This window comes from Staphylococcus ratti (assembly GCF_020883535.1).
Lineage (GTDB): Bacteria > Bacillota > Bacilli > Staphylococcales > Staphylococcaceae > Staphylococcus > Staphylococcus ratti.
In genome coordinates this window covers 2,017,939-2,038,452 of the sequence record NZ_CP086654.1, presented here as the reverse complement: position 1 = coordinate 2,038,452, position 20,514 = coordinate 2,017,939, and the positions used below count along the sequence as shown (strand labels likewise).

25 protein-coding genes are annotated in these 20,514 nt (G+C 34.8%); 20 read left to right on the top strand and 5 right to left on the bottom strand.

What is annotated here, in order from left to right; all coding sequences use genetic code 11:
- The first annotated feature begins 22 nt into the window (after positions 1 to 22).
- From LN051_RS09935 to LN051_RS09885, 11 genes are all read left to right on the top strand, one after another.
- Positions 23 to 505 carry a GNAT family N-acetyltransferase gene (locus LN051_RS09935; RefSeq protein ID WP_229292372.1) on the top strand — a complete coding sequence of 161 codons (483 nt, stop codon included), beginning with the start codon at positions 23 to 25 and terminating at the stop codon, positions 503 to 505.
- Positions 506 to 526: 21 nt separating this feature from the next.
- The gene (locus LN051_RS09930) at positions 527 to 1,828 is read left to right on the top strand and encodes an HD domain-containing protein (RefSeq protein WP_229292371.1); all 1,302 of its coding nucleotides are present in this window, start codon (positions 527 to 529) and stop codon (positions 1,826 to 1,828) included.
- Between the two features lie 52 nt (positions 1,829 to 1,880).
- Positions 1,881 to 2,402, top strand: coding sequence for a YwhD family protein (locus tag LN051_RS09925; protein WP_229293670.1), 522 nt, complete (start codon positions 1,881 to 1,883; stop codon positions 2,400 to 2,402).
- Between the two features lie 370 nt (positions 2,403 to 2,772).
- Positions 2,773 to 3,198 carry a YwiB family protein gene (locus LN051_RS09920; protein WP_229292370.1) on the top strand — a complete coding sequence of 142 codons (426 nt, stop codon included), beginning with the start codon at positions 2,773 to 2,775 and terminating at the stop codon, positions 3,196 to 3,198.
- Complete coding sequence (gene argS / locus LN051_RS09915) at positions 3,185 to 4,843, top strand: arginine--tRNA ligase (RefSeq protein ID WP_229292369.1); 1,659 nt, start codon at positions 3,185 to 3,187, stop codon at positions 4,841 to 4,843. The genes LN051_RS09920 and argS overlap by 14 nt, the downstream gene beginning before the upstream one ends.
- Positions 4,844 to 4,985: 142 nt before the next feature.
- On the top strand, positions 4,986 to 5,870 hold the full coding sequence (locus LN051_RS09910; RefSeq protein ID WP_229292368.1) for an ABC transporter substrate-binding protein: 885 nt from the start codon (positions 4,986 to 4,988) through the stop codon (positions 5,868 to 5,870).
- Positions 5,857 to 6,834: a FecCD family ABC transporter permease gene (locus LN051_RS09905; RefSeq protein WP_229292367.1), complete on the top strand. Its 978-nt coding sequence runs from the start codon at positions 5,857 to 5,859 to the stop codon at positions 6,832 to 6,834. The genes LN051_RS09910 and LN051_RS09905 overlap by 14 nt, the downstream gene beginning before the upstream one ends.
- A gap of 135 nt (positions 6,835 to 6,969) precedes the next feature.
- A complete protein-coding gene (locus tag LN051_RS09900; RefSeq protein ID WP_229293669.1) occupies positions 6,970 to 7,674 on the top strand; it encodes an HAD family hydrolase in 705 nt (234 codons plus the stop codon).
- Positions 7,674 to 8,474 carry an alpha/beta fold hydrolase gene (locus LN051_RS09895; RefSeq protein WP_229292366.1) on the top strand — a complete coding sequence of 267 codons (801 nt, stop codon included), beginning with the start codon at positions 7,674 to 7,676 and terminating at the stop codon, positions 8,472 to 8,474. The genes LN051_RS09900 and LN051_RS09895 overlap by 1 nt, the downstream gene beginning before the upstream one ends.
- 93 nt (positions 8,475 to 8,567) lie before the next feature.
- Complete coding sequence (locus LN051_RS09890) at positions 8,568 to 9,074, top strand: SA0570 family protein (protein WP_229292365.1); 507 nt, start codon at positions 8,568 to 8,570, stop codon at positions 9,072 to 9,074.
- A 179-nt stretch (positions 9,075 to 9,253) separates the two neighbouring features.
- On the top strand, positions 9,254 to 9,970 hold the full coding sequence (locus LN051_RS09885; protein WP_229292364.1) for a hypothetical protein: 717 nt from the start codon (positions 9,254 to 9,256) through the stop codon (positions 9,968 to 9,970).
- 153 nt (positions 9,971 to 10,123) lie between these two features.
- Here the strand turns inward: LN051_RS09885 and sarA are convergent, their stop codons facing one another.
- From sarA to LN051_RS09870, 3 genes are all read right to left on the bottom strand, one after another.
- On the bottom strand, positions 10,124 to 10,495 hold the full coding sequence (gene sarA / locus LN051_RS09880; RefSeq protein ID WP_229292363.1) for a global transcriptional regulator SarA: 372 nt from the start codon (positions 10,493 to 10,495) through the stop codon (positions 10,124 to 10,126).
- Positions 10,496 to 10,814: 319 nt separating this feature from the next.
- Positions 10,815 to 11,729 (bottom strand): efflux RND transporter periplasmic adaptor subunit, encoded by a 915-nt coding sequence (locus tag LN051_RS09875; RefSeq protein WP_229292362.1) that lies wholly within the window; start codon positions 11,727 to 11,729, stop codon positions 10,815 to 10,817.
- A 315-nt stretch (positions 11,730 to 12,044) separates the two neighbouring features.
- The gene (locus LN051_RS09870) at positions 12,045 to 12,974 is read right to left on the bottom strand and encodes a DMT family transporter (protein ID WP_229292361.1); all 930 of its coding nucleotides are present in this window, start codon (positions 12,972 to 12,974) and stop codon (positions 12,045 to 12,047) included.
- 216 nt (positions 12,975 to 13,190) lie between these two features.
- On the opposite strand from LN051_RS09870, the gene LN051_RS09865 reads away from it, so the two are divergent.
- A complete protein-coding gene (locus LN051_RS09865; protein ID WP_229292360.1) occupies positions 13,191 to 13,415 on the top strand; it encodes a hypothetical protein in 225 nt (74 codons plus the stop codon).
- A 112-nt stretch (positions 13,416 to 13,527) separates the two neighbouring features.
- On the opposite strand, the gene LN051_RS09860 is transcribed toward LN051_RS09865, so the two are convergent.
- Entirely contained in the window at positions 13,528 to 13,743 is a 216-nt protein-coding gene (locus LN051_RS09860) for a DUF2922 domain-containing protein (protein WP_229292359.1), read from the bottom strand.
- Positions 13,744 to 13,759: 16 nt separating this feature from the next.
- Positions 13,760 to 13,963 (bottom strand): DUF1659 domain-containing protein, encoded by a 204-nt coding sequence (locus LN051_RS09855; protein WP_229292358.1) that lies wholly within the window; start codon positions 13,961 to 13,963, stop codon positions 13,760 to 13,762.
- Between the two features lie 143 nt (positions 13,964 to 14,106).
- Between LN051_RS09855 and LN051_RS09850 the strand changes: the two genes are divergently transcribed.
- The 8 genes from LN051_RS09850 to LN051_RS09815 are packed head-to-tail and all read left to right on the top strand — an operon-like array spanning position 14,107 to position 20,512.
- Positions 14,107 to 14,658, top strand: coding sequence for a tyrosine-type recombinase/integrase (locus LN051_RS09850; protein ID WP_229292357.1), 552 nt, complete (start codon positions 14,107 to 14,109; stop codon positions 14,656 to 14,658).
- Between the two features lie 25 nt (positions 14,659 to 14,683).
- Positions 14,684 to 17,068, top strand: a complete 2,385-nt coding sequence (locus LN051_RS09845) for a DUF4040 family protein (protein ID WP_229292356.1) — start codon at positions 14,684 to 14,686, stop codon at positions 17,066 to 17,068.
- Positions 17,055 to 17,480, top strand: a complete 426-nt coding sequence (gene mnhB2 / locus LN051_RS09840) for a Na+/H+ antiporter Mnh2 subunit B (RefSeq protein WP_229292355.1) — start codon at positions 17,055 to 17,057, stop codon at positions 17,478 to 17,480. The genes LN051_RS09845 and mnhB2 overlap by 14 nt, the downstream gene beginning before the upstream one ends.
- Complete coding sequence (gene mnhC2, locus LN051_RS09835; RefSeq protein WP_229292354.1) at positions 17,477 to 17,821, top strand: Na+/H+ antiporter Mnh2 subunit C; 345 nt, start codon at positions 17,477 to 17,479, stop codon at positions 17,819 to 17,821. The genes mnhB2 and mnhC2 overlap by 4 nt, the downstream gene beginning before the upstream one ends.
- Positions 17,814 to 19,316: a Na+/H+ antiporter subunit D gene (locus LN051_RS09830; RefSeq protein WP_229292353.1), complete on the top strand. Its 1,503-nt coding sequence runs from the start codon at positions 17,814 to 17,816 to the stop codon at positions 19,314 to 19,316. The genes mnhC2 and LN051_RS09830 overlap by 8 nt, the downstream gene beginning before the upstream one ends.
- Positions 19,313 to 19,795: a Na+/H+ antiporter subunit E gene (locus tag LN051_RS09825; RefSeq protein ID WP_229292352.1), complete on the top strand. Its 483-nt coding sequence runs from the start codon at positions 19,313 to 19,315 to the stop codon at positions 19,793 to 19,795. Before LN051_RS09830 ends, LN051_RS09825 begins: the two co-directional genes overlap by 4 nt.
- The gene (gene mnhF2 / locus LN051_RS09820) at positions 19,792 to 20,094 is read left to right on the top strand and encodes a Na+/H+ antiporter Mnh2 subunit F (protein ID WP_229292351.1); all 303 of its coding nucleotides are present in this window, start codon (positions 19,792 to 19,794) and stop codon (positions 20,092 to 20,094) included. Before LN051_RS09825 ends, mnhF2 begins: the two co-directional genes overlap by 4 nt.
- On the top strand, positions 20,069 to 20,512 hold the full coding sequence (locus tag LN051_RS09815) for a Na+/H+ antiporter subunit G (protein WP_229292350.1): 444 nt from the start codon (positions 20,069 to 20,071) through the stop codon (positions 20,510 to 20,512). Before mnhF2 ends, LN051_RS09815 begins: the two co-directional genes overlap by 26 nt.
- Positions 20,513 to 20,514: the final 2 nt, after the last annotated feature.

The following is a 20,514-nucleotide window of genomic DNA, read 5'->3' as shown; positions in this document are numbered from 1 at the left end:
TTATTTAAGGAGCGGTTTGAGTATGTATGAAGTTAGAATTGCTACACCTAAAGATGTCATCGGCATTCGCGATGTCGCAACGAAAGCATGGTACAACACGTATTTAGACATTTATGCAGCTTCAACTGTCAATGAGTTATTGGCTGCTTCATATAATGAAAGTCATTTATTAAAACGTTTAGAAACGCAACTTTTTTTAGTCGCAGTTGAAGAGGATGAAGTAGTTGGATTTGCCAACTTTATTAGTGGTACAGAGTTATACTTATCTGCACATTATGTGCGCCCGCATTCACAGTGTAAAGGGTTTGGACGTTTATTATTAGAAAAAGGGCTCGCACATTTTCAAGATCAATATGACGCTGTTTACTTAGAAGTTGATATGCAAAACAAACGCGGTGTAGCATTCTACGAAAGAGAAGGATTTGAAATCACACGCACTTATGATAGAGACATGTATGAAGAAACAATGCATCTTGCATTAATGAAAAAACCATTAACTACATGATGGGTTAAGGAGGGATCTCGTTTGACAGAGATACCGTACGTCAACCGTAAGTTATCTGAAGAAAAAGTGTTCAAAGACCCGATACATCGATATATTCATGTCAAAGATCAATTGATTTGGGATTTGATTAAAACGAAAGAATTTCAAAGATTACGTCGAATTAAGCAACTAGGTACACTTAATTTAGCATTCCATACCGCAGAGCATAGTCGTTTTGGTCACTCGTTAGGTGTTTATGAGATAGTCCGTCGTATCATTGATGAATCTTTTAGTGGACGTGAGGCATGGAGAGATGAGGATCGCCCTTTAGCAATGTGCGCTGCCTTGCTTCATGATTTAGGTCATGGACCATTTTCCCATTGCTTTGAAAAGATTTTTAATACAGATCATGAAAAGTTCACACAAGCGATTATTACTGGCGATACAGAAGTCAATCAAGTATTGGCGCGTGTAAGTCCAGACTTTCCTAAAGCAGTAGCAGAAGTCATCAATAAAACTCATCATAACAAATTAGTCATTTCCATGATTTCATCTCAAATTGATGCAGACAGAATGGATTATTTGCAAAGAGACGCCTATTTCACTGGAGTTTCTTACGGTATGTTTGATATGGAACGTATTTTAAGGTTGATGAGACCTTCAGACAAAGAAGTATTAATCAAAGAAAGCGGCATGCACGCGGTAGAGAATTTTATTATGAGCCGCTATCAAATGTATTGGCAAATCTATTTTCATGCGGTAAGTCGAGGCGGAGAAGTTTTGCTCAATAATTGTTTTAAACGGGCAAAGTACTTATACGAAACAGGTTATCAATTTGATATCGCACCGATTGATTTTATTCCATTTTTTGAAGAACGTGTCACAATTGACGAATACATTAAGTTAGATGAGACAGATGTGACGTATTATTTAAAAGGTTGGATACATGAGTCAGATCCAATTTTAAGCGATTTAGCCCGTCGTTTTATAAACAGAGATTTATTTAAGTTTATCCCTTTCGATGGTTCGGTAATAACGATTTCTGAATTGCGAGAGCTTTTTGAACAAGCTGGCATTGATCCAGATTACTATTTTGTGAGTGATTCTTTTTCAGATTTACCTTACGACTATGATCGTCCAGGGTCTAATCGCCAACCGATTCATTTATTGCAACCTAATGGAGGCATCCGAGAAATTAGCAGTCAGTCGCTAATTATTTCTAGCATTACTGGAATTAAACGAGAAGATTACAAACTATATTATCCTAAAGAATTAGTATTAAAAATTGAAGACCTTGAAATCAAAGGGGCAATCATTAACTTATTGAATGAGTTGAATTCTTAATTTTTATTGCATGACAAAGCAAAAGGTTACGTAAAGGATTTTAGCAGGCGGTATAGGAGGAATAAACGTGGCAGAACAAAAAGGATTTAAATTTAATATTATCAAAAAAGACCCTTTAGATGGCCATAAAGGCACGAACATTGGTTCAATTAGTCTTGATAATGTTGCGCCCGTATTTATTGATATTGATGCTAAAGAAGCATTTATTGATATCGGGGCGATGCATGCACGTGCGGATGTTGAACGCGGTGTTAAATGGATTAATGAAAAAGAAGTTGTAAATGTAGAAGGCGCCAAAGCATATTGGTTATGTTGGGTCACAACAGAACGTGGTGAACATGGACCTTATTATGCCGGTCTTACAGCAGCTTATATGCTTGTGAATAAATCTATACGCCGTGGTTATAAAAGTATGCCTGAACATGTCAATATGATGGATAAATCTATGAAACATCAAATCATCATTGATCAAATTGGTGAGGACAATAAAAAAGTTTTAAAAGCATTCCTTGAGTCTCATAATTTGGAAATGTGGCAGAATTCGAGTGACGCTTTAAAAACGGCGTTAACGTAAGTACGAGTATAAAGCGAAGCATTACTAAGATTGATAGTAAAAAGTAAAGTTATGAACAAGGTTCCCTTGATTGCTCGTATTGAGCGTTGTATCTCAAATCTAGCTCCTGGGAAGTTATCGCTTTGTTGCACTTTGAATGTTAGCGGAACATGTGTATAGGGGTTAGAACATCGATGTGTTCTGGCTCCTATTTTATTTATGACGTTTCAAATGAACATTGAGTAAAATGTTACTTTTTAAAGTTTGATGCGTTAAGGAGACTTCGAAACGGGTGATTTCGGTTTGACACTCAGTATGTCTCCCTCTTTTTTATAACCAAAATATTGTGATATAATAACTTGTATTATTTATAGAGATAAGGTGAAGCGGATTGGAACGACAAGTGACAATTGAAACACATCAAATCGTAAAACAAGATGAGACGAAAGAAAAATTTACGAATCATTTAGAAGGGACACTCACAGAGAAAAACGCAACCTTTATTCGTTATACGGAAACGATTGAGGGTACAAATGTGAATGTGACAGTGAAAATCGCCAAAGATGCGATCAAAATTATTCGTAAAGGCGACGTCAATATGACATTACATTTTCAAGAAGGACAACCGACAAAGACGTTTTATCACATCCCTGAAGGAAAAATATTGTTAACGGTTAACACGTTAAGTATTATTCATTTTGTTAATGAAGCTGGCGGAAAATTAAAAGTACATTATGAGTTGTATCAAGATGATGACAAAATGGGAACCTATCAATACGAAATAAAATATGAGGAGAAAAAAGATGAACTTAATTGATCAAGTGAAACTAACATTGATTCAAGAAATTGAAAAAAGTATCAAAAAAGCAGGCATCACAGATGACGTGCCACCTATCAAAATTGAAATTCCAAAAGATGAAAAAAATGGTGACTATGCCACTAATATTGCGATGGTACTCACTAAAATTGCCAAACGTAACCCAAGAGAAATTGCAACGTTAATTGTTGAGCATTTAGATACTGAAGCGGCACATATAAAATCAATTGATATTGCAGGACCAGGCTTTATTAACTTTTACTTAGATTCTAGTTATCTATATGAAGTTATTGAGCAAGCTATCGATAAAGATGGTCGTTTTGGACAAGTAGATACACCTAAAAATGAAAAAATTCTTGTGGAATACGTGTCAGCGAACCCAACAGGTGATTTACATATTGGTCATGCACGTAATGCAGCAGTGGGTGACACGTTATGTAATATTTTAAAAGCAGCTGGATATGATGTGACACGTGAATATTATATTAATGATGCTGGTAATCAAATTACTAACTTAGCAAAATCAATTGAAGCGCGTTTTCTACAAAGTCTTGGTGAAGCAGCAGAAATGCCAGAAGACGGGTATCATGGTGAAGATATTAAAAATATTGGTGAAACGTTAGCGGCAAACCAACCAGAACTTAAAGATTTAGATAACGATGACCGTATTAAGCAATTTAGACAACTCGGTGTAGAATATGAAATGAAAAAATTGAAAAAAGATCTTGCTGATTTCAATATTCATTTTGATAATTGGTTTAGTGAAACATCTTTATATGAAAAGGGAGATATTAAAGCAGTATTAGCTAAAATATCTGAGTTAGGCTACATTTATGAAAAAGACGGTGCTACGTGGTTACGCACAACAGACTTCAATGATGATAAAGACCGTGTATTAATCAAAAAAGACGGCACATACACGTACTTCTTACCAGATATTGCGTATCATTACGATAAAATTCAACGTGGTAATGACAAATTGATTAATTTATTTGGGGCAGACCATCACGGTTACATCCACCGTTTAAAAGCTTCTGTAGAAACATTTGGTGTAGATCATGAACGTCTTGAAATTCAAATTATGCAAATGGTACGTTTAATGCAAAACGGTGAAGAAGTTAAGATGAGTAAGCGTACAGGCAACGCCATTACATTGCGTGAAATTATGGATGAAGTAGGCAGAGATGCGGCACGTTATTTCTTATCTATGCGTAGCCCAGATACCCATTTTGATTTTGATATGGAACTTGCTAAACAACAATCTCAAGATAACCCAGTTTATTATGCACAATATGCGCATGCACGTATTTGCTCGATTTTAAGACAAGCTAAAGCGCAAGGTGTTAAAGTCGAAAAAGGTGCAGATTATGCAACAATTACAAATGATAAAGCGATTGAATTATTGAAGAAAATTGCAGAATTTGAATCTATGATTGAAAGTGCTGCAGAAGCAAGAGCGACTCAACGTGTTACAAACTATATTCAAGATCTTTCTGCACATTTCCATAAATTCTATAATGCTGAAAAAGTATTAACAGAAGACGAATCTAAAACTAAAGCACACCTTGCTTTAGTAGATGCAGCACGTATCACATTACGCAACGCATTGACACTCGTTGGCGTTACAGCACCTGAAAGCATGTAATTAACATAAAAGTTGTAAAAAGATGATGTAAAAGACGTTTAGACGTTTCAACATCATCTTTTTTGACGCTTTTTATAAAATAAGGTGGTAAGTGAAGCGGTATTTGATATAATTTGGGAATAATCATAGGAGGAGTGAGTGGATGAAAAGCAAACATGTTCTAGGTTTAGTCTTAATGACCATATTGTTATTAGCGGGATGTAGTTTTAATGGGGAGCAATCACAAAAAACAGGCAAAACCTCAGACAGAGTTCCTAATCGTATTATTTCATTAATACCAAGTAATACAGAAGTCTTATATGAACTTGGTTTAGGTAAACACGTTGTAGGTGTATCTACTGTAGATGACTATCCTAAAGAAGTGCGTAATAAAACGCAATTTGATGCAATGAAATTAGATAAAGAAGCGTTAATAAAAGCACAACCTGATCTAATCCTTGCACATGAATCTCAAAAGGCCTCTCAAGAAAAAGTGTTAAAAAGTATAGAAAGTAGTGGCATTCATGTGGTATATGTAAAAGATGCCCATTCATTAAATGAAATGTATGAAAGCTTTGAACAAATTGGCCAAGTGACACATAAAGAAAAAGAAGCAAAAGCGCTTGTTAAAGAAACAAAAGCGAACATTCAAAATGTCGTAGATGACGTTAAAAACAAGAAAAAGACGCCGAATGTATTTATTGAAATCGCTTCAGAGCCTGAAATCTACACAGTAGGCAATCAAACATTTATGAATGATATGCTAACGCAATTGAAGGCGAAAAATGTCTTTGACAATCAAAAGGGTTGGCCAACTGTAAGTAAGGAACAAATTATTAAAAAAAATCCGGATGTCATGTTGACAACATCGGGTATTTCTACACAAGATTATCAAAATCTCGTGCAACAACGTGGTGGTTTTGATAAAGTAAAAGCAGTTAAAGCGCGACATGTCGTAGCGCTCAATGAAGATTTACTATCTCGACCTGGTCCGCGTATTGACGATGCGATGAAAAAATTGAGTGATGCCATCTATGATGAAAACTAGAATGAAAGACCTCATAACACTGTGTTTATGGGGCTTTCTTTTAATCAGTATTGTATTATACAGTTTGTTGAGTTTTATGGATTGGAATAGTCCCTATGCTTCAGTGCTAGTAGTTGAAGTAAGGTTGCCGCGTGTGTTGCTCGCGCTATTATCAGGAATGGGCTTGACATTAGCTGGGTTTTTGTTTCAACTTATACTTAATAACACGTTGGCAGATAGCTTTACGCTAGGGCTTGCAAGTGGCTCAACACTTGGTGCTGCAGTTACCGTATTTTTTGGGTTTTCTTTCGTATGGATTGCCCCTATATCGATGGTGTTTGGTATTGTATCATTAGGTATAGTGATTTTTTTAGCGCATATCGTCTCAAGAGGGTATCCAACGAGAATGCTGATTTTGTCAGGTATTATGGTGGGAGCATTAATGAATGCTTTTTTATACCTTTTAGTACAAATGAACCCGAAAAAACTACAAAATATTTTAAATTATATGTTTGGTGGTTTTTCCGCAGCTGAAATGCGTGAGGTGTGCGTGATTAGTGTGGCATTGTTAATGGTTGTCATTGCGATAGGAATACGCTTACCTCAACTAAAGTTGTTACAATTAAATGCGTTATCGAGTCAAAGTTTAGGTCTACAAACACAACGTTTATCTATCGAAACGTTAGTGATTGCGACGAGCCTTTCTGCAATCATTATCGGTTATGTCGGTGTCGTTGGTTTTATTGGCATTGTTATTCCTCAGTTTGTACAACGCATCACTCGAGGAGGGCTCGGGACTAAAATGATTTTTAATTTGCTTATTGGTGGTACGGTAATGGTGTTTGCGGATGTCATTGGTAGTCAACTTATAGCGCCTACACAATTGCCGGCGAGTATCGTTCTTGCGTTGTTAGGTATACCGATTATGTTCTATTTGATGATTGTTGAACAACGTCAACATCATGGAAATGATCTAAGATTTTAAAAGGTATTAGGTATGTGCTCTAGGAAACTTCTATAATTTTGAATGTGTTATGTTATTCATGTTCTCAAATAGAGAATGTTTATTGTAGTGCGGTGTTAAGGAAAATATATTTTAGAAAGTAAAGAGGTTATAATGATGGAATTAGGACATATTAAAGCAATTATTTTTGATTTGGAAGGAACTTTACTAGATCGAAAAAAATCGAGAGAAAAGTTTATTGAAGAACAATATGAACGGTTCCATGATTACCTTGTACGTGTACAAGCATCTGATTATCGTAAAAAATTTATAGAACTTGATGATGATGAAGACCATGATAAACCAGATTTATACAAAGAAATCATTAAACAATTTAATATCGACAGATTAAATTGGAAAGATTTATTTCATGATTTTGAAATGCACTTTTATCGCTATGTATTTCCTTTTTACGACACGAATTACACATTAAGAAAATTAAAAGAAGCCGGTTATACCATTGGGGTAATTGCAAATGGTAAATCAACGATTAAACATTATCGTGTATATGCATTAGGAATTGAAGATTACGTCAATCATTTGTCTACATCAGAAGCTGTCGGATTTAGAAAACCACATCCACGTATTTATGAAGACATTCTTGAAAAATTGAATGTTACGCCTTCAGAAGTGATTTATGTGGGAGATGATGCTTTGAATGATGTAGCTCCAGCAAGAGCGATGGGCATGGTAAGCATTTGGTATCGCCACCATCAAGGTGAATCTGAATTAGAACCATTAGCGTCAGAAATGGATTATGAAATTTCTACATTAGAAGAATTATTAGACATATTGAAAATTCCAAAGGGAGTGGAAAAATAATGAAATTATTCCGAACAACAGACGGTACAGCTTTGAACTATCGCTCAATGGGACACGGTAAACCCATTATTATGATTCATACTATTCATATGAACCATACGGTTTTTGAAGACGTTGCAAAACGTTTGTCACGCCATTATCAAGTTATTCTTATAGACTTAAGAGGTCATGGCTACTCAGATAAACCATTACGCATAGATTTCGAAGACTATGCGCAAGATATTAGTGAGCTTATGGATTTTCTTTATCTTAAATCAAGTTTGATTATCGCTAACGAGCTTGGAAGTTCTATTGCGATGGATTTAGCCGTACGTTTTCCAGATAAAGTGACAGAGCTCGTATTAATTAATCCAACTGCAAGTAACGATATGTTACCTAAAGAACGTTTGTTTTTAAAATATGCAGAAAAAGTGCGTACGTGGGATAAAGCAGATCAAGAGCAATTTTTTGAAAAACATTTATATTATGCTAAAAGCAAGGTGCGTAAGTTTTTAAAGGGTGTTGATAATTCAGCAGAATTACTTACAGACTACGAGCAACGCGCGGTGGATAGTTCTTTTCAAAATAAGGATATTAAAGACCTCCTCATGCAAGTAAATAAACGTACGCTTGTTATTGCAGGCGATGCAAATGAACGCGTGACACCTATTGAATCTAAAGATGTTGCGGATTTAATTAAAGATTCTGAGTTTCTTATTTTTAAGAAGTCAGGAGTATATCCTTTTGTTGAAGAAAAAGAACGCTTCTTAAAAACACTCAAAACATTTACAGAGAAAAGCGCTAAAACTGCCTCTGTGTAATCTTTTTGTAATATAACTGTTAATATAATGTCATTTGAGGTATACTAGTAATGAGCACAGAATCGAAAGAGTGAAAAAAGGAGCGTGTGCTTTATGAAAAAACTCGTCAGTGCTGTACTTATTACTGGTTTAACATTGTCAGGTGTTGTAGCAGGATCTGCGTCTGCGATGGAAGGTAACACCATTCAATCTGTTAAAGCATTACAACAAGGCGATCAAACCATTGAAGGTGTTAAAATCGGTCAAAATATGGCGGACGTGATTCGTGACAAAGGTAAAGGCATTCATACGCAAGCTGGAGCAGGCACGGAGCAATATTATGAATATCATACAGAAAAAGGTATGATGATTGTAACGGCTGATTCAGAAAAGGAAAATGCTAAAGTGACACGTATTTCTATGAGTTATAACAAAGCAAATGGCCCGTCTTACAAAGAAGTGAAAAAAAATGTAAGTGATAAGGCTATTACACGTGAACATTATAATAAAGTAACTGGCAACAGTGGCTTTATTATTGATGGGAAACGCTCATATCAATTTGCGTCTAAGTCACCTAAAGACAAAAACATCAAATTATATCGTATTGATTTGGAAGGTTAGCATCGCCTAAACCGAGTACAACAGAATAGAGAAGAGGGGCGAGATATTGAAATCTTAAGTTAAAGAAAAAGATTTCGGTATCTTAGCCCCTCTTATTTTATACGCGACTACATGTAGATTTATGGTTTACATCTTGTGCATTTCGGTATAAGATAGCCACAGATAAGGTGGAGAAAATTATGAGACCCAATGATCGTACTTTAATCGATAATGTTGAAGATTATCTCACACATAAAGGGATTACTACGACATTAATCGATGATGTAAAAGAAAATTTGAGAAAAGATATACAAAAATCAGAAAAACAAGGCGTTGATTATATTGAATACAGACAAAAATCGACAGCTGAAATTATACTTACTATTCAAAAGAATTTGTTTACTTTACAATTTAATCCAGTAGTATTTTTTATCATTAACTTTATTTTAATATCGTATTTGTACGATAAACAACTCGTTTCTTTTGGAGCAGCAACAGGATTATCAATTTTATACATTATTATATTATTTCCGATTTCTGTTACTATCTATTCTCGCATTATGCGAAAAAGCTACCTTTATCAAAATCGCTTAGAAAGTTATATAGGTGGTATATTAGCAATCGTTGCGATAGTATTAATTGGCATGAATACATTTGATATTACATTAGGTATTCATATCGTAACGAAACTCACACACATGATTATTGCCATATTTGGCTTCTTTTTCACTTTTTGGGGGCTTTATCGTAAACGTCTGGAATATACAGGGATAGGGTTATTATTACTTCAAAAAACGATAGATATTTTGATTCCTGACGCCCAAGCTGCACAACTCATTTCAATTGCAATTTGGGTGATGATATTAGTGCTTATTATCTTTTATACTATTGAGCTTTCTTCAAAAAAACAAGTATAAAAGAGCTACATGTTGTGCCTATTTATAGGTGCTGTGTTGCAAAGCGCTTACTCCGATTTCACCACATTTAAAGTTAAAGCGAAATGGACAATGCATATTCGAAATATAAAAAGTACCACTTCACATCGGTAAGATGAAGTGGTACTTTTTTGGTTATTGCGGTTTAATGTCAGTATTTTTAATTGTTTCGTTAACACGGCTTAATAATTCATCAATTTTTTTACGTTGCTCGTCGTTAACTAAAATAAGAACAGTACGCTCATCCTGTTCGTTACGACGTTTATTGAAATAACCTTCTTGAGATAAATTTTTAACAGCCTTAACGACTTGTGGTTGCTTGTAGTTTAAGTTGTTAATGATATCTTTAAGGTAATATTCATCTTCAATGCGATAACTAAGGTGCGTTAATACAGCAAATTCCTCAAAACTAATTTTGAATTCTTTTTTGATTACGCTTTTTAATCTATCTGCATACGTAACCATTGATAATAATTCGAAACAATCTTTGACTCTTGTAACAGCCATTTTCCTAACCTCCCGTTTTAATTGCCCTTGGATTATCTTTTAAAAATGCCTTGGAAAACATACTAATGAAAATCCTTTGCTTATGAATCGCAAATGAAATATCTGAACCTTCTTATAAAAAGTTAATGATATTATTACTTGTGAATTGATTTAAGTGCAATTAGATTGTAATTATAACTAACTCATTTTAGATTGTAAACCAAGAAGGCTTAATCGTACGCTGAAAGATACAAAAGTTTGTATAAAAATTTACAATTACACACATTCATATGGCGATCTGCCTACGTTGAAGCTGAATTTTAAAGTGTTATAGACAAACTTATTTTTCTAATGCAGTGATTTTTAACTTTTGCTCATTTGGATATTGTACGACTTTCTCCCCAACAAATATTCCATCTTTAATTATAAGTTGCTCATTTATTTTATCATAACTTATTATACGTTTAATCAATTTACCATTCTTATAAATCAACACGGAATTTTCTTCTAGCAATATATCACTTGGTAAAATGAGTAATGGTTCTGAAAAATGAATGTCAAAATGTGTACCTAAAGGATGATTTTTAGTGGTTTTTATCTTTACAAAATAGAAGGATTTTCGATCGATATTTGGAGGCTCCACAGGTGTGGAATACCTTGATATAACAGTACCTTTGGCAGTTTTATTATCGAACGGTGAGCGAAGTGTAACAGTTTGTGTTTTTTTAAATTTTGTATATAAATTTTCTGGAACTTTAACTAGAATATGTTGTTCTTCAGAAGTTATTTCTAAAATTTTTTCTTTATTATGATCTGGAACAGATTCATGCAAACGCACGATTCCTTTAATAGGAGATTGAACAGTATGATACATGTCTGCTTTATATTTTAATATTTCTCTATTAAGTTGATAAGTTTGCTCGGGAGAAAGTTTTGTAGCTAATAATGCATTTAAAGCGTTGATTTTAGGGACTTTAGAAGGATTGTAATACGTAAATAATGGTGTTTCAATAGCCACCTTGTCGTTATCTTTAACGTGAAAATCTTGGATATAACCTAAATTAGGATCGAATTTTAAAATATAGTTATAGTCAGATTGCACAATACCTTTCAATGAAGGAGACGGAGTTAAAGCGGCAGTTGTCGTATTTATATCTGAGCGATTTAGTTGGATAACTAAGTAAATAGTGACACTTAAAATAATGATTAATAGAACAATACTTGATGAAATAAAGACGACAAAAGACTTTTTCATATATTCACCTCAAAATCATTTTGATAAATATTATACTTAAATAACATTTTGCTGCAACAAGCTTATAGTCGATGTAAACAAAAAAGTAAAAGTAATTAAATTTAGGGCGTGAAAAAATGAAAAAAATCTTGATTTTGACACCATTTTTTTAATAATTAGTATAAAGTGTCATTATTTCTTTGGATCGTGTTTGAAATTGGGAAGAAAGTGTGTAAGTTAGGGAGAATAATAGTATCTTGAAGTTGGGAGAACGGTGATGCATGCTAAATCATTGTGCTATCTCCCAACCTCGAGATGAAAATGGTATGAAGTTGGTTAATTGAATTGGATGATAATGATGGCGATGACAATACATATTAAGCCCAGTATTCGATTTCGTTGTATAGTTTGTTTCGGAATCCCCATCCAGCCAAAATGATCAATGCATAAGCCCATAATAATTTGACCTAACATAATAATGATAAGTGTTAGTGTGATTCCTAGCAGTGGTGCAACTATAATATTCGTTGTGACAAACAAAGCACCAAGGGCACCTCCAATAAAGTACCACCAACGCAAAGCGCCAAATTTTTCATGATTGTTAACAATCGAAAAGCGGCGGTGAAAAACACATGTGATTATAAATAATGTAAGTGTACCGACAGAAAAAGAAATCAGTGCAGCAAACAATGGGGAATGTGTCATTTGACCTAAGCTGCTATTAATTGCGGTTTGTATCGGTGGTGCAAATCCAAATAAAACACCTGTCATAAGCCATAGTGGTTTTGGACGCTGACCTTGTGATGATTTTGACGACGTATGATAGTTCATAAAACCAATGCCTACAGCAAGAATTACCACTCCGATGGCTTTATAAATATTTAGGGGCTGAATAGGAATATGAAACCAACCAAAAGTATCAATCATGACGCTCATCAATAATTGTCCTGAAAGGGTAGTGACAACAGTGAGTGAAGCACCGATACGTGGTAATAAAATTAAATTTCCTGTTAAAAAAATAACGCCCATTAACCCGCCAATGAGCCAATGATAATCAAATTGAAATTGTTGCCAAGTATGTAAAGTGAAGTAATGCGGTGCAATCAACAAAATAATGATTGCTAATGTGCAAGTGCCAACAAAAAATGACAATGTCGATGCATAAAAAGAGGAATGTGTAAATTGACTTAGACGAGCATTAATCGACGTTTGTAAAGGAATGACAGCACCTGCCACTAGGGTGAGTAATATTAAGATTACAATCATAAAGCCCTCCTTTGTGTTTCATTATACAAAAAAATCGCATAAGATGCTTGGAGGAATGAGAAGGGGATGCTGCTATCTCCTACGATTAAAAGTTATTAAGTCTATGTAAAAGTTTAAATAATTTTAATTTAAACGAAACATAGTTCTTTATAAATTTAGTATGATGATATCGAAATAACGGGAGCGTGGTGAATTCATTTGTGTAATCATGAAGTTGTGAGACTCATTAATGATGGCATGTTTTTAGTGAATACTGATGAATGTTGTACGTTTAAAAAAGATGGGTATGTTGAAGTGTTAAGCGTTAAGCCACCACATACGATATTGGCACGGATATGCGAAGTATATGAGGACTATGTCTTATGTATGAAAGTGGAGCCTTTTAAAATATTTTATGGTGAAAAAGTACGCGTTTTAAAAGACAGCATAGATAGTGAATAAATAAGCGGGCGTAGTAACGACTATTGAAGTATATCAGCGTCAATGTAATTGAATAAACGACGTATGCAAAAAGCTGAGACAGTTGTAAGCAATGTCTCAGCTTTTAGTTTGACTAGAACAATACAGTAACTGTTCGATCAATAATTTGAGCAGATTTAACTTTAGTTACGGGAATACCGTTATGAGATAAAACATTTAATTTTAATATTTTTTCTGCCTGTATTTCGACTAATTCTCGTGTGATGGTTGTAGCTAAGTTAGTAAGTTGAAATTTAACCGGCTTTTGTAATGCATTTTCAAATGTGATCTCGAGTGTTTTAGTTTTCATGATTGTGCCTCCTTGTTTATCCAATTTGTTCGGTTTTAACAGTTTCGATCATGTCATAATGCTCACCTGATAAAGCTTCTATCGCTTTGGCAAATGACAATAATTCTTGAGGTGTCGCTGTGGATTTGATGTGATTAAAACGGCGAGTGGATTTAGTTGGCTTGCCCTCCGGAGATAAAAGCGTCTGTGTCAGAATAAGTGTAAGATTTGAATTGTTCATAATATCTGACCTCCTTTCACTTTATATATCGTTTTCAAATAGAAAAAAGGTCAAAACTTTTTTGAAAAATTTGAACATAACTCTTTCATGTTACAAAAATATATTATATCATTGTATAAGAAACATTAAATGAGGTGTAACAGGTGAACTTTGTAGATCCAATAAGAGATAAAACTGATATTCATAAAATGTATGTGTTTTTACAAAGCCAATCTATGAGAGATTATTTGTTGTTTAAATTCGCAATTCATACAGGTATTAAATTAAATGAGTTACTTAACTTATGCGTCGAAGATGTTTTTAATCATCATAATGAAGTAGTACACATTTGGGTAACGTCTCCCTCACAAGAAATTCGTGTCATTTTACCAGAAAAGTTAAGAGAAGAGTTAAAGTGGTACATTAATGAAGAAAGATTAAATCATGGGGATTTGTTATTTCAATCTAAGCGTACAAAAAAAGGATTAAGTCGCCAACAAGCGTATCGTATTATTAATGCAGCGGCTACTAAAGTAGGTATCGAACATATTGGGTTAACGACATTGCGCAAAACATTCGCATACCATACGTATCGTTCAGGAGTATCGATTTCAATTATTCAAAAGTATTTAGGACATCAAACGTCCTACGAAACGATGAAATTTATTGGTATTACGAAAAAAGAAATTAACACTACAATTGCCTTGAACTTATAACGCTATTCATAAAGGGGGACGGAGCATGTTCATTGTAGGATTATTCTTATTTTTAATTCTAATGGTGATGATTTTATCAGTTATGGTGAAGTGGAATACGAAGCAATGGCCAGGATTTGTGGCCTTACTAGCGCCGATAGTCTCATCAGCATTTTTTATTTATCACATTCCAAGCGTCCTTAATCATAACTATCTTACATATACTTTTCAGTGGTTACCTGCTTATGACATCAATTTAGATTTCAGGCTTGATGGATTAAGTTTATTTTTCGGATTGCTGATTTCAATTATAGGGATAGCCGTCTTTTTCTATGCGACGCAATATTTATCATACAAACATGATGATTTACCACGTTTTTATATGTATCTCATTTTATTTATGTTGAGTATGCTTGGTATCGTTTTAGCAAATAATACGATTATTTTGTATGTTTTTTGGGAGCTAACGAGCGTCTCATCTTTCTTACTGATTAGCTATTGGTACGATAAGAGCGAAAGCCAACGTGGCGCAATTACGTCTTTTATGATTACTGTTTTTGGCGGTTTGGCGATGCTTGTCGGCTTTATTATGCTTTACGTCGTGACAGGCACGAACACGATAACAGAACAAATCACGCAAAGTCGTGAAATTGCCGCGCATCCTCTATTTATTCCGATTGTCTCGATGTTTTTACTTGGTGCTTTTACTAAATCTGCACAGTGGCCATTTCATTTTTGGTTACCGCGTGCGATGGCAGCCCCTACACCAGTAAGTGCGTATCTTCATTCTGCAACTATGGTCAAGGCGGGTATCTTTCTATTGTTAAGGTTTACGCCGATTTTAGGTCAAAGTCAATTTTATATTTATATGGTGACAGGCATCGGTTTAATAACGATGATTTACGGGTCGATAACTGCAATTCGTCAATATGATTTAAAAGGGATTCTCGCGTACTCAACAATAAGTCAGCTAGGTATGATTATGTCTATGGTCGGACTTGGCGGTGGTATTGCTACAGCGACAGAATCTGCTGTGATTGAGGCATACGCTTATGTTATGTTTGCAGCACTGTTTCATTTGTTGAACCATGCTTTATTTAAAGGGGCTCTGTTTATGGGTGTAGGCCTCATTGATCATGAAACTGGCATGCGTGATATTCGTCGTTTAGGAGGCTTGAAAAAAACATTACCGGTGACAATGACTGTCATGACACTTGCGTCGCTTGCGATGGCGGGTGTCCCGCTTCTAAACGGCTTTATAAGTAAAGAGATGTTCTTTGGAGGTTTGATTAATGCCTATCGATTAGAAGGCTTTAATATCTTCCTTACGGTTATAGTATCATTAATAGGCTTTATCGCGAGTATTTTCACGTTTATTTATTCAGGTTATATGATTAAGCAAACGTTTTTTGGAAATTTAAAAATAGACAAATCGATTCACGAACCTAAAGGGTTTATTATGCCTGCAGTACTAATGGCGATATGCTTACCTGTGCTCTTTTTTATCCCTAGTCTTGTGGGAGAGACGATTTTAACTGGCGCTTTTAAAAATGTTGTAGCATCTTCTAAATTGGCTACTTATGCTCCTCATTTAACGCAATGGCATGGCTTTAACTTGCCACTTGTTATGAGTGCGATGGTAATGATTATAGGTTTATTAGGTGTGTTATTTGTGGATTGGTCTAAATTCACGCAATTAAAAGAAAGCAAATGGTCGAGTATTAAACTTTTTCAAGATAGTTATGTCTCAATCGAGGAGTATTCAGGTTATGGTTTAAGAACATTAATGAATAATCGCCTTAATTCTTACCTTATTTTGACGTTGATGATTTATTTTGTTATCAATTTGTATGCGTTAATACGTGTAGGCGTACCTAAAATGTACCAAATTGATGTCACAGATTATCATGTTTTTCACGTGCTATTACTTATAACGGTAATTGTCATTGGATTTGCATTGATATTTATACGTCAACGTTTAACGATGGTCATTTTAACAGGTGGGATTGGCTATGCAGTAGCACTCTTTTTCATTTTAATGCGTGCGCCTGATTTAGCCCTAACGCAATTAGTGACAGAGACTATCACAACAGTACTTTTTATTGTTAGTTTTTCACGCTTACCAAACATTCCACGTGGCAGTTTTAATATGAAAAAGGAATCTGTAAAGATTGTAGTTTCGTTGTTAACTGCGCTGACGGTGGTTGGATTTGTTTTTATCATCCAACAAGCGAGTGCATTAGAAACCATTTCAGTGTTCTACCATGATGCTTATGAAAAATCAGGAGGTAAAAACGTAGTGAACGCAATATTAGGAGATTTCCGTTCCCTTGATACGATGGCAGAAGGGTTGGTCTTGATTATTGCAGGTCTAGGTATTTACACACTGTTAAACTATAGAGATCGGAGGGGTCAAGATGAAAGAGAATGATTTAGTACTCAAAACGGTTACACGAATCGTCGTGTTTATCATTTTAACTTTTGGCTTCTATCTGTTCTTTGCAGGACATAACAATCCTGGTGGGGGCTTTATTGCGGGATTGATTTTAAGTTCTGCCTTTATACTGATGTTTCTTGCATTTGATGTTCATCGTGTGCTTGAAGCATTGCCGATTGATTTTAGAAAATTGATGATTGTAGGTGCCTTTATTTCACTTACTACCGCACTTGTGCCACTATTCTTTGGCAAAAATATTTTGTATCAAGCAGATGCTTATTTTAAATTTCCATATTTTGGAGAAGTGCATTTATCGACGATTACTTTATTTGAGTCTGGGATTACATTAAGTGTTGTAGGCGTAGTAGTTACGACAATTTTATCATTGAGTGGGGGGAGATCATGAATATTATTTTGCTCCTCACAATTGGCTTTTTAGTATTTATAGCAACGTATATGATTTTATCCAAAAATCTAATACGAATTGTCATAGGGATTGCGATTTTCACACATGCAGGCAATTTAATTATTATGAGCATGGGTGAATATACAAGTGAGAAAACAGAACCATTAATCGTTACGGGACAAGAAGACTTTGTAGATCCTTTATTACAAGCGATTGTACTCACAGCGATTGTAATTGGCTTCGCGATTACTGCGTTTTTACTTGTGCTTGTTTACCGTACTTTTAAAGTTACGAAAGAAGATGAAATTAATGTGTTAACAGGTGGTGAAGAAGATGAATGATAACTTTTTAGCAATACCATTTTTACTTCCACTTGTCGGTGCATTAATACTTGTGATGTTAAATAAGCAAGTGATATTGTCGCGCTATGTTTCTTTAATTATTGTGTTTATATCATTTGTGTCTTCGTTAACAATGTTGATTTACGTCATTCGTTACCAGCCACTTAGATTAGATTTTTCAGGATGGCCAGCACCATTTGGCATTCAATATGTTGGCGACCCGTTAAGTCTTTTACTGGTAACTACGACACATTTCGTTGTTTTTATGATTATTGGCTTTGGTTTTGGACGCGGTGAAAAAAGAGCGAGCCGCTATTATTTACCGTCTTTTGTTTTATTTTTAACAGTAGGGGTTGTGGGCTCCTTTTTAACTGCAGATTTATTTAACCTATACGTCATGTTTGAAATCATGCTATTGGCTTCATTTGTCTTAGTGACTTTAGGACAATCTGTGGAACAGTTGCGTGCTAGTATCATTTATGTCGTTTTAAATGTCATAGGTTCTTGGATTCTTCTTATAGGAATAGGAATGTTATATCGTCAACTTGGAACGTTAAACTATACGCATATTGCTATGCGTATTCATGAATTGGATGATCCAACGGCGATTCATTTAGTAGCGATGTCATTTATTGTCGCTTTTGGTTCTAAAGCAGCACTTGTTTTATTCATGTGGCTTCCTAAAGCTTATGCTGTTCTAAATACAGAGCTTGCCGCATTGTTTGCGTCGTTGATGACTAAAGTAGGTGCCTATGCATTGATTCGCTTTTATACGTTGATTTTCAACCAAAGTGGTGGCATCACAGAACCTTTATTTGTTGTGATGGCTTGTATGACAATGATTATTGGTGCTGTAGGGACGATAGCGTATAAAGATATTAAGAAAATAGCTGCTTACCAAGTCGTATTGTCGATTGGTTTTGTGATTTTTGGTTTAGGTACCAATACATTTAATGGCGTTAACGGGGCGATCTTTTATTTAATGAACGATATCGTTGTTAAAGCGTTACTTTTCTTTGTGATTGGACTTATCGTTTATACGACAGGTTACAGACAATATCGCCATTTAAAAGGGTTAGCGCGTAAAGAACCGTGGCTTGGCGTGGCATTTATTGTTGTAACTCTTGCTATTGGTGGCGTACCGCCCTTTAGTGGATTTCCTGGGAAATTATTGATTTTTATTGGTGCGATAGAGCATCAACATTATATAGGTTTAACATTGATGATATTAACAAGTCTTATTGGTATGTACAGTTTATTTAGAGTATTTTTCTATATGTATGCGGGGAATGCCTCTAAAGGTGCGGAAGTGAAGTACAATATGATTCGACCGGTACGTAAACATATTATTATGACGATGACGTTTGTCGTACTTTTAATAGGTCTTGCTGCACCTATCATTATGCAAGCAACAGAACTGGCAACGTCAATGAATATGAATGTAGAGCAGTATATTAAAATGGTGAATCCAGAGTTGAGAGGTGGTCATGAATGAGACAAATTGCTTTAAATATCATGATTGCATTACTTTGGGTTTTATTCCAAGATGAAGACGCATTTAGGTTCCCAACGTTTACAGCGGGCTATTTACTTGGTTTAGTTATTATTTATCTATTGCACAAATTTTTTGATCAAGAGTTTTATCCGAAAAAGATATGGGTGTCGTTTAAATTTTTATTGACGTACTTACATCAACTTTTTACATCAACTTTTTCGATTATTAATTATGTTTTATTTAAAACAGATAAAATGGATCCAGGACTTGTTTGGTATGAAACACAACTAGACACAGATTGGGAAATTACATTTTTAACGATTCTTATTATCATTACACCAGGGTCTACAATTATTCGAGTGAACCGTGAACCCAATACTTTCTTGATTCATGCGATAGACATTACGGCGAAAGAGAAAAAGCAGTTATTAAGAAGTATTAAAAAATATGAGGAACTGATTGTGGAGGTGACGAAATGATAGCAACCATTACAGAATTTTTAATATCAGGTGCTCTGATTATTTTTGCTATTTCACTTGTTATCGTATTATTTCGTCTTATTAAAGGTCCCACAACAGCGGATCGTGTAGTCGCATTTGATGCGATGAGTGCGATTTTGATGTCTACAGTAGGTGTGCTCAGTTTGCTTTTCAAGACGTTTTCATTCTTAGATTCTGTTGTTTTAATTGCGATTATTTCGTTTCTTAGCTCTGTAACAATTTCGCGCTTCATTGAAGGGGGGAACGTGTTTAATGGAAACAACAAACGAAATCATTAAACTGTTCGCTGCTTTCTTGATTTTTGCAGGGAGTATTATTGCTTTAATAAGTGCGATAGGGCTTGTGCGTTTTCAAGATGTATTTTTGCGCATCCATGCAGCAACTAAAGCATCGACCCTTGCGGTATTGTTAACTTTAGTGGGCGTATTTATTTATTTTATTTTTGAACAAGGTTATGTTAGCGTCAGAACGATATTAGCATTAATGTTTATCAATATTACTTCTCCGGTTGGCGGACACTTAATTTCACGTGCTGCATATCGTACAGGTGCGTATATGTATCAAAAACATACAATTACGGATGATGACTCAGACCTTAATAAAGCAGATTTAGATCCTGAAGAAAGAAGAAAAATGCGTATTGAAAAGCGCGCTAAACGACGCAAAGAAATTTATTCACGATTAGATGATGATTGATA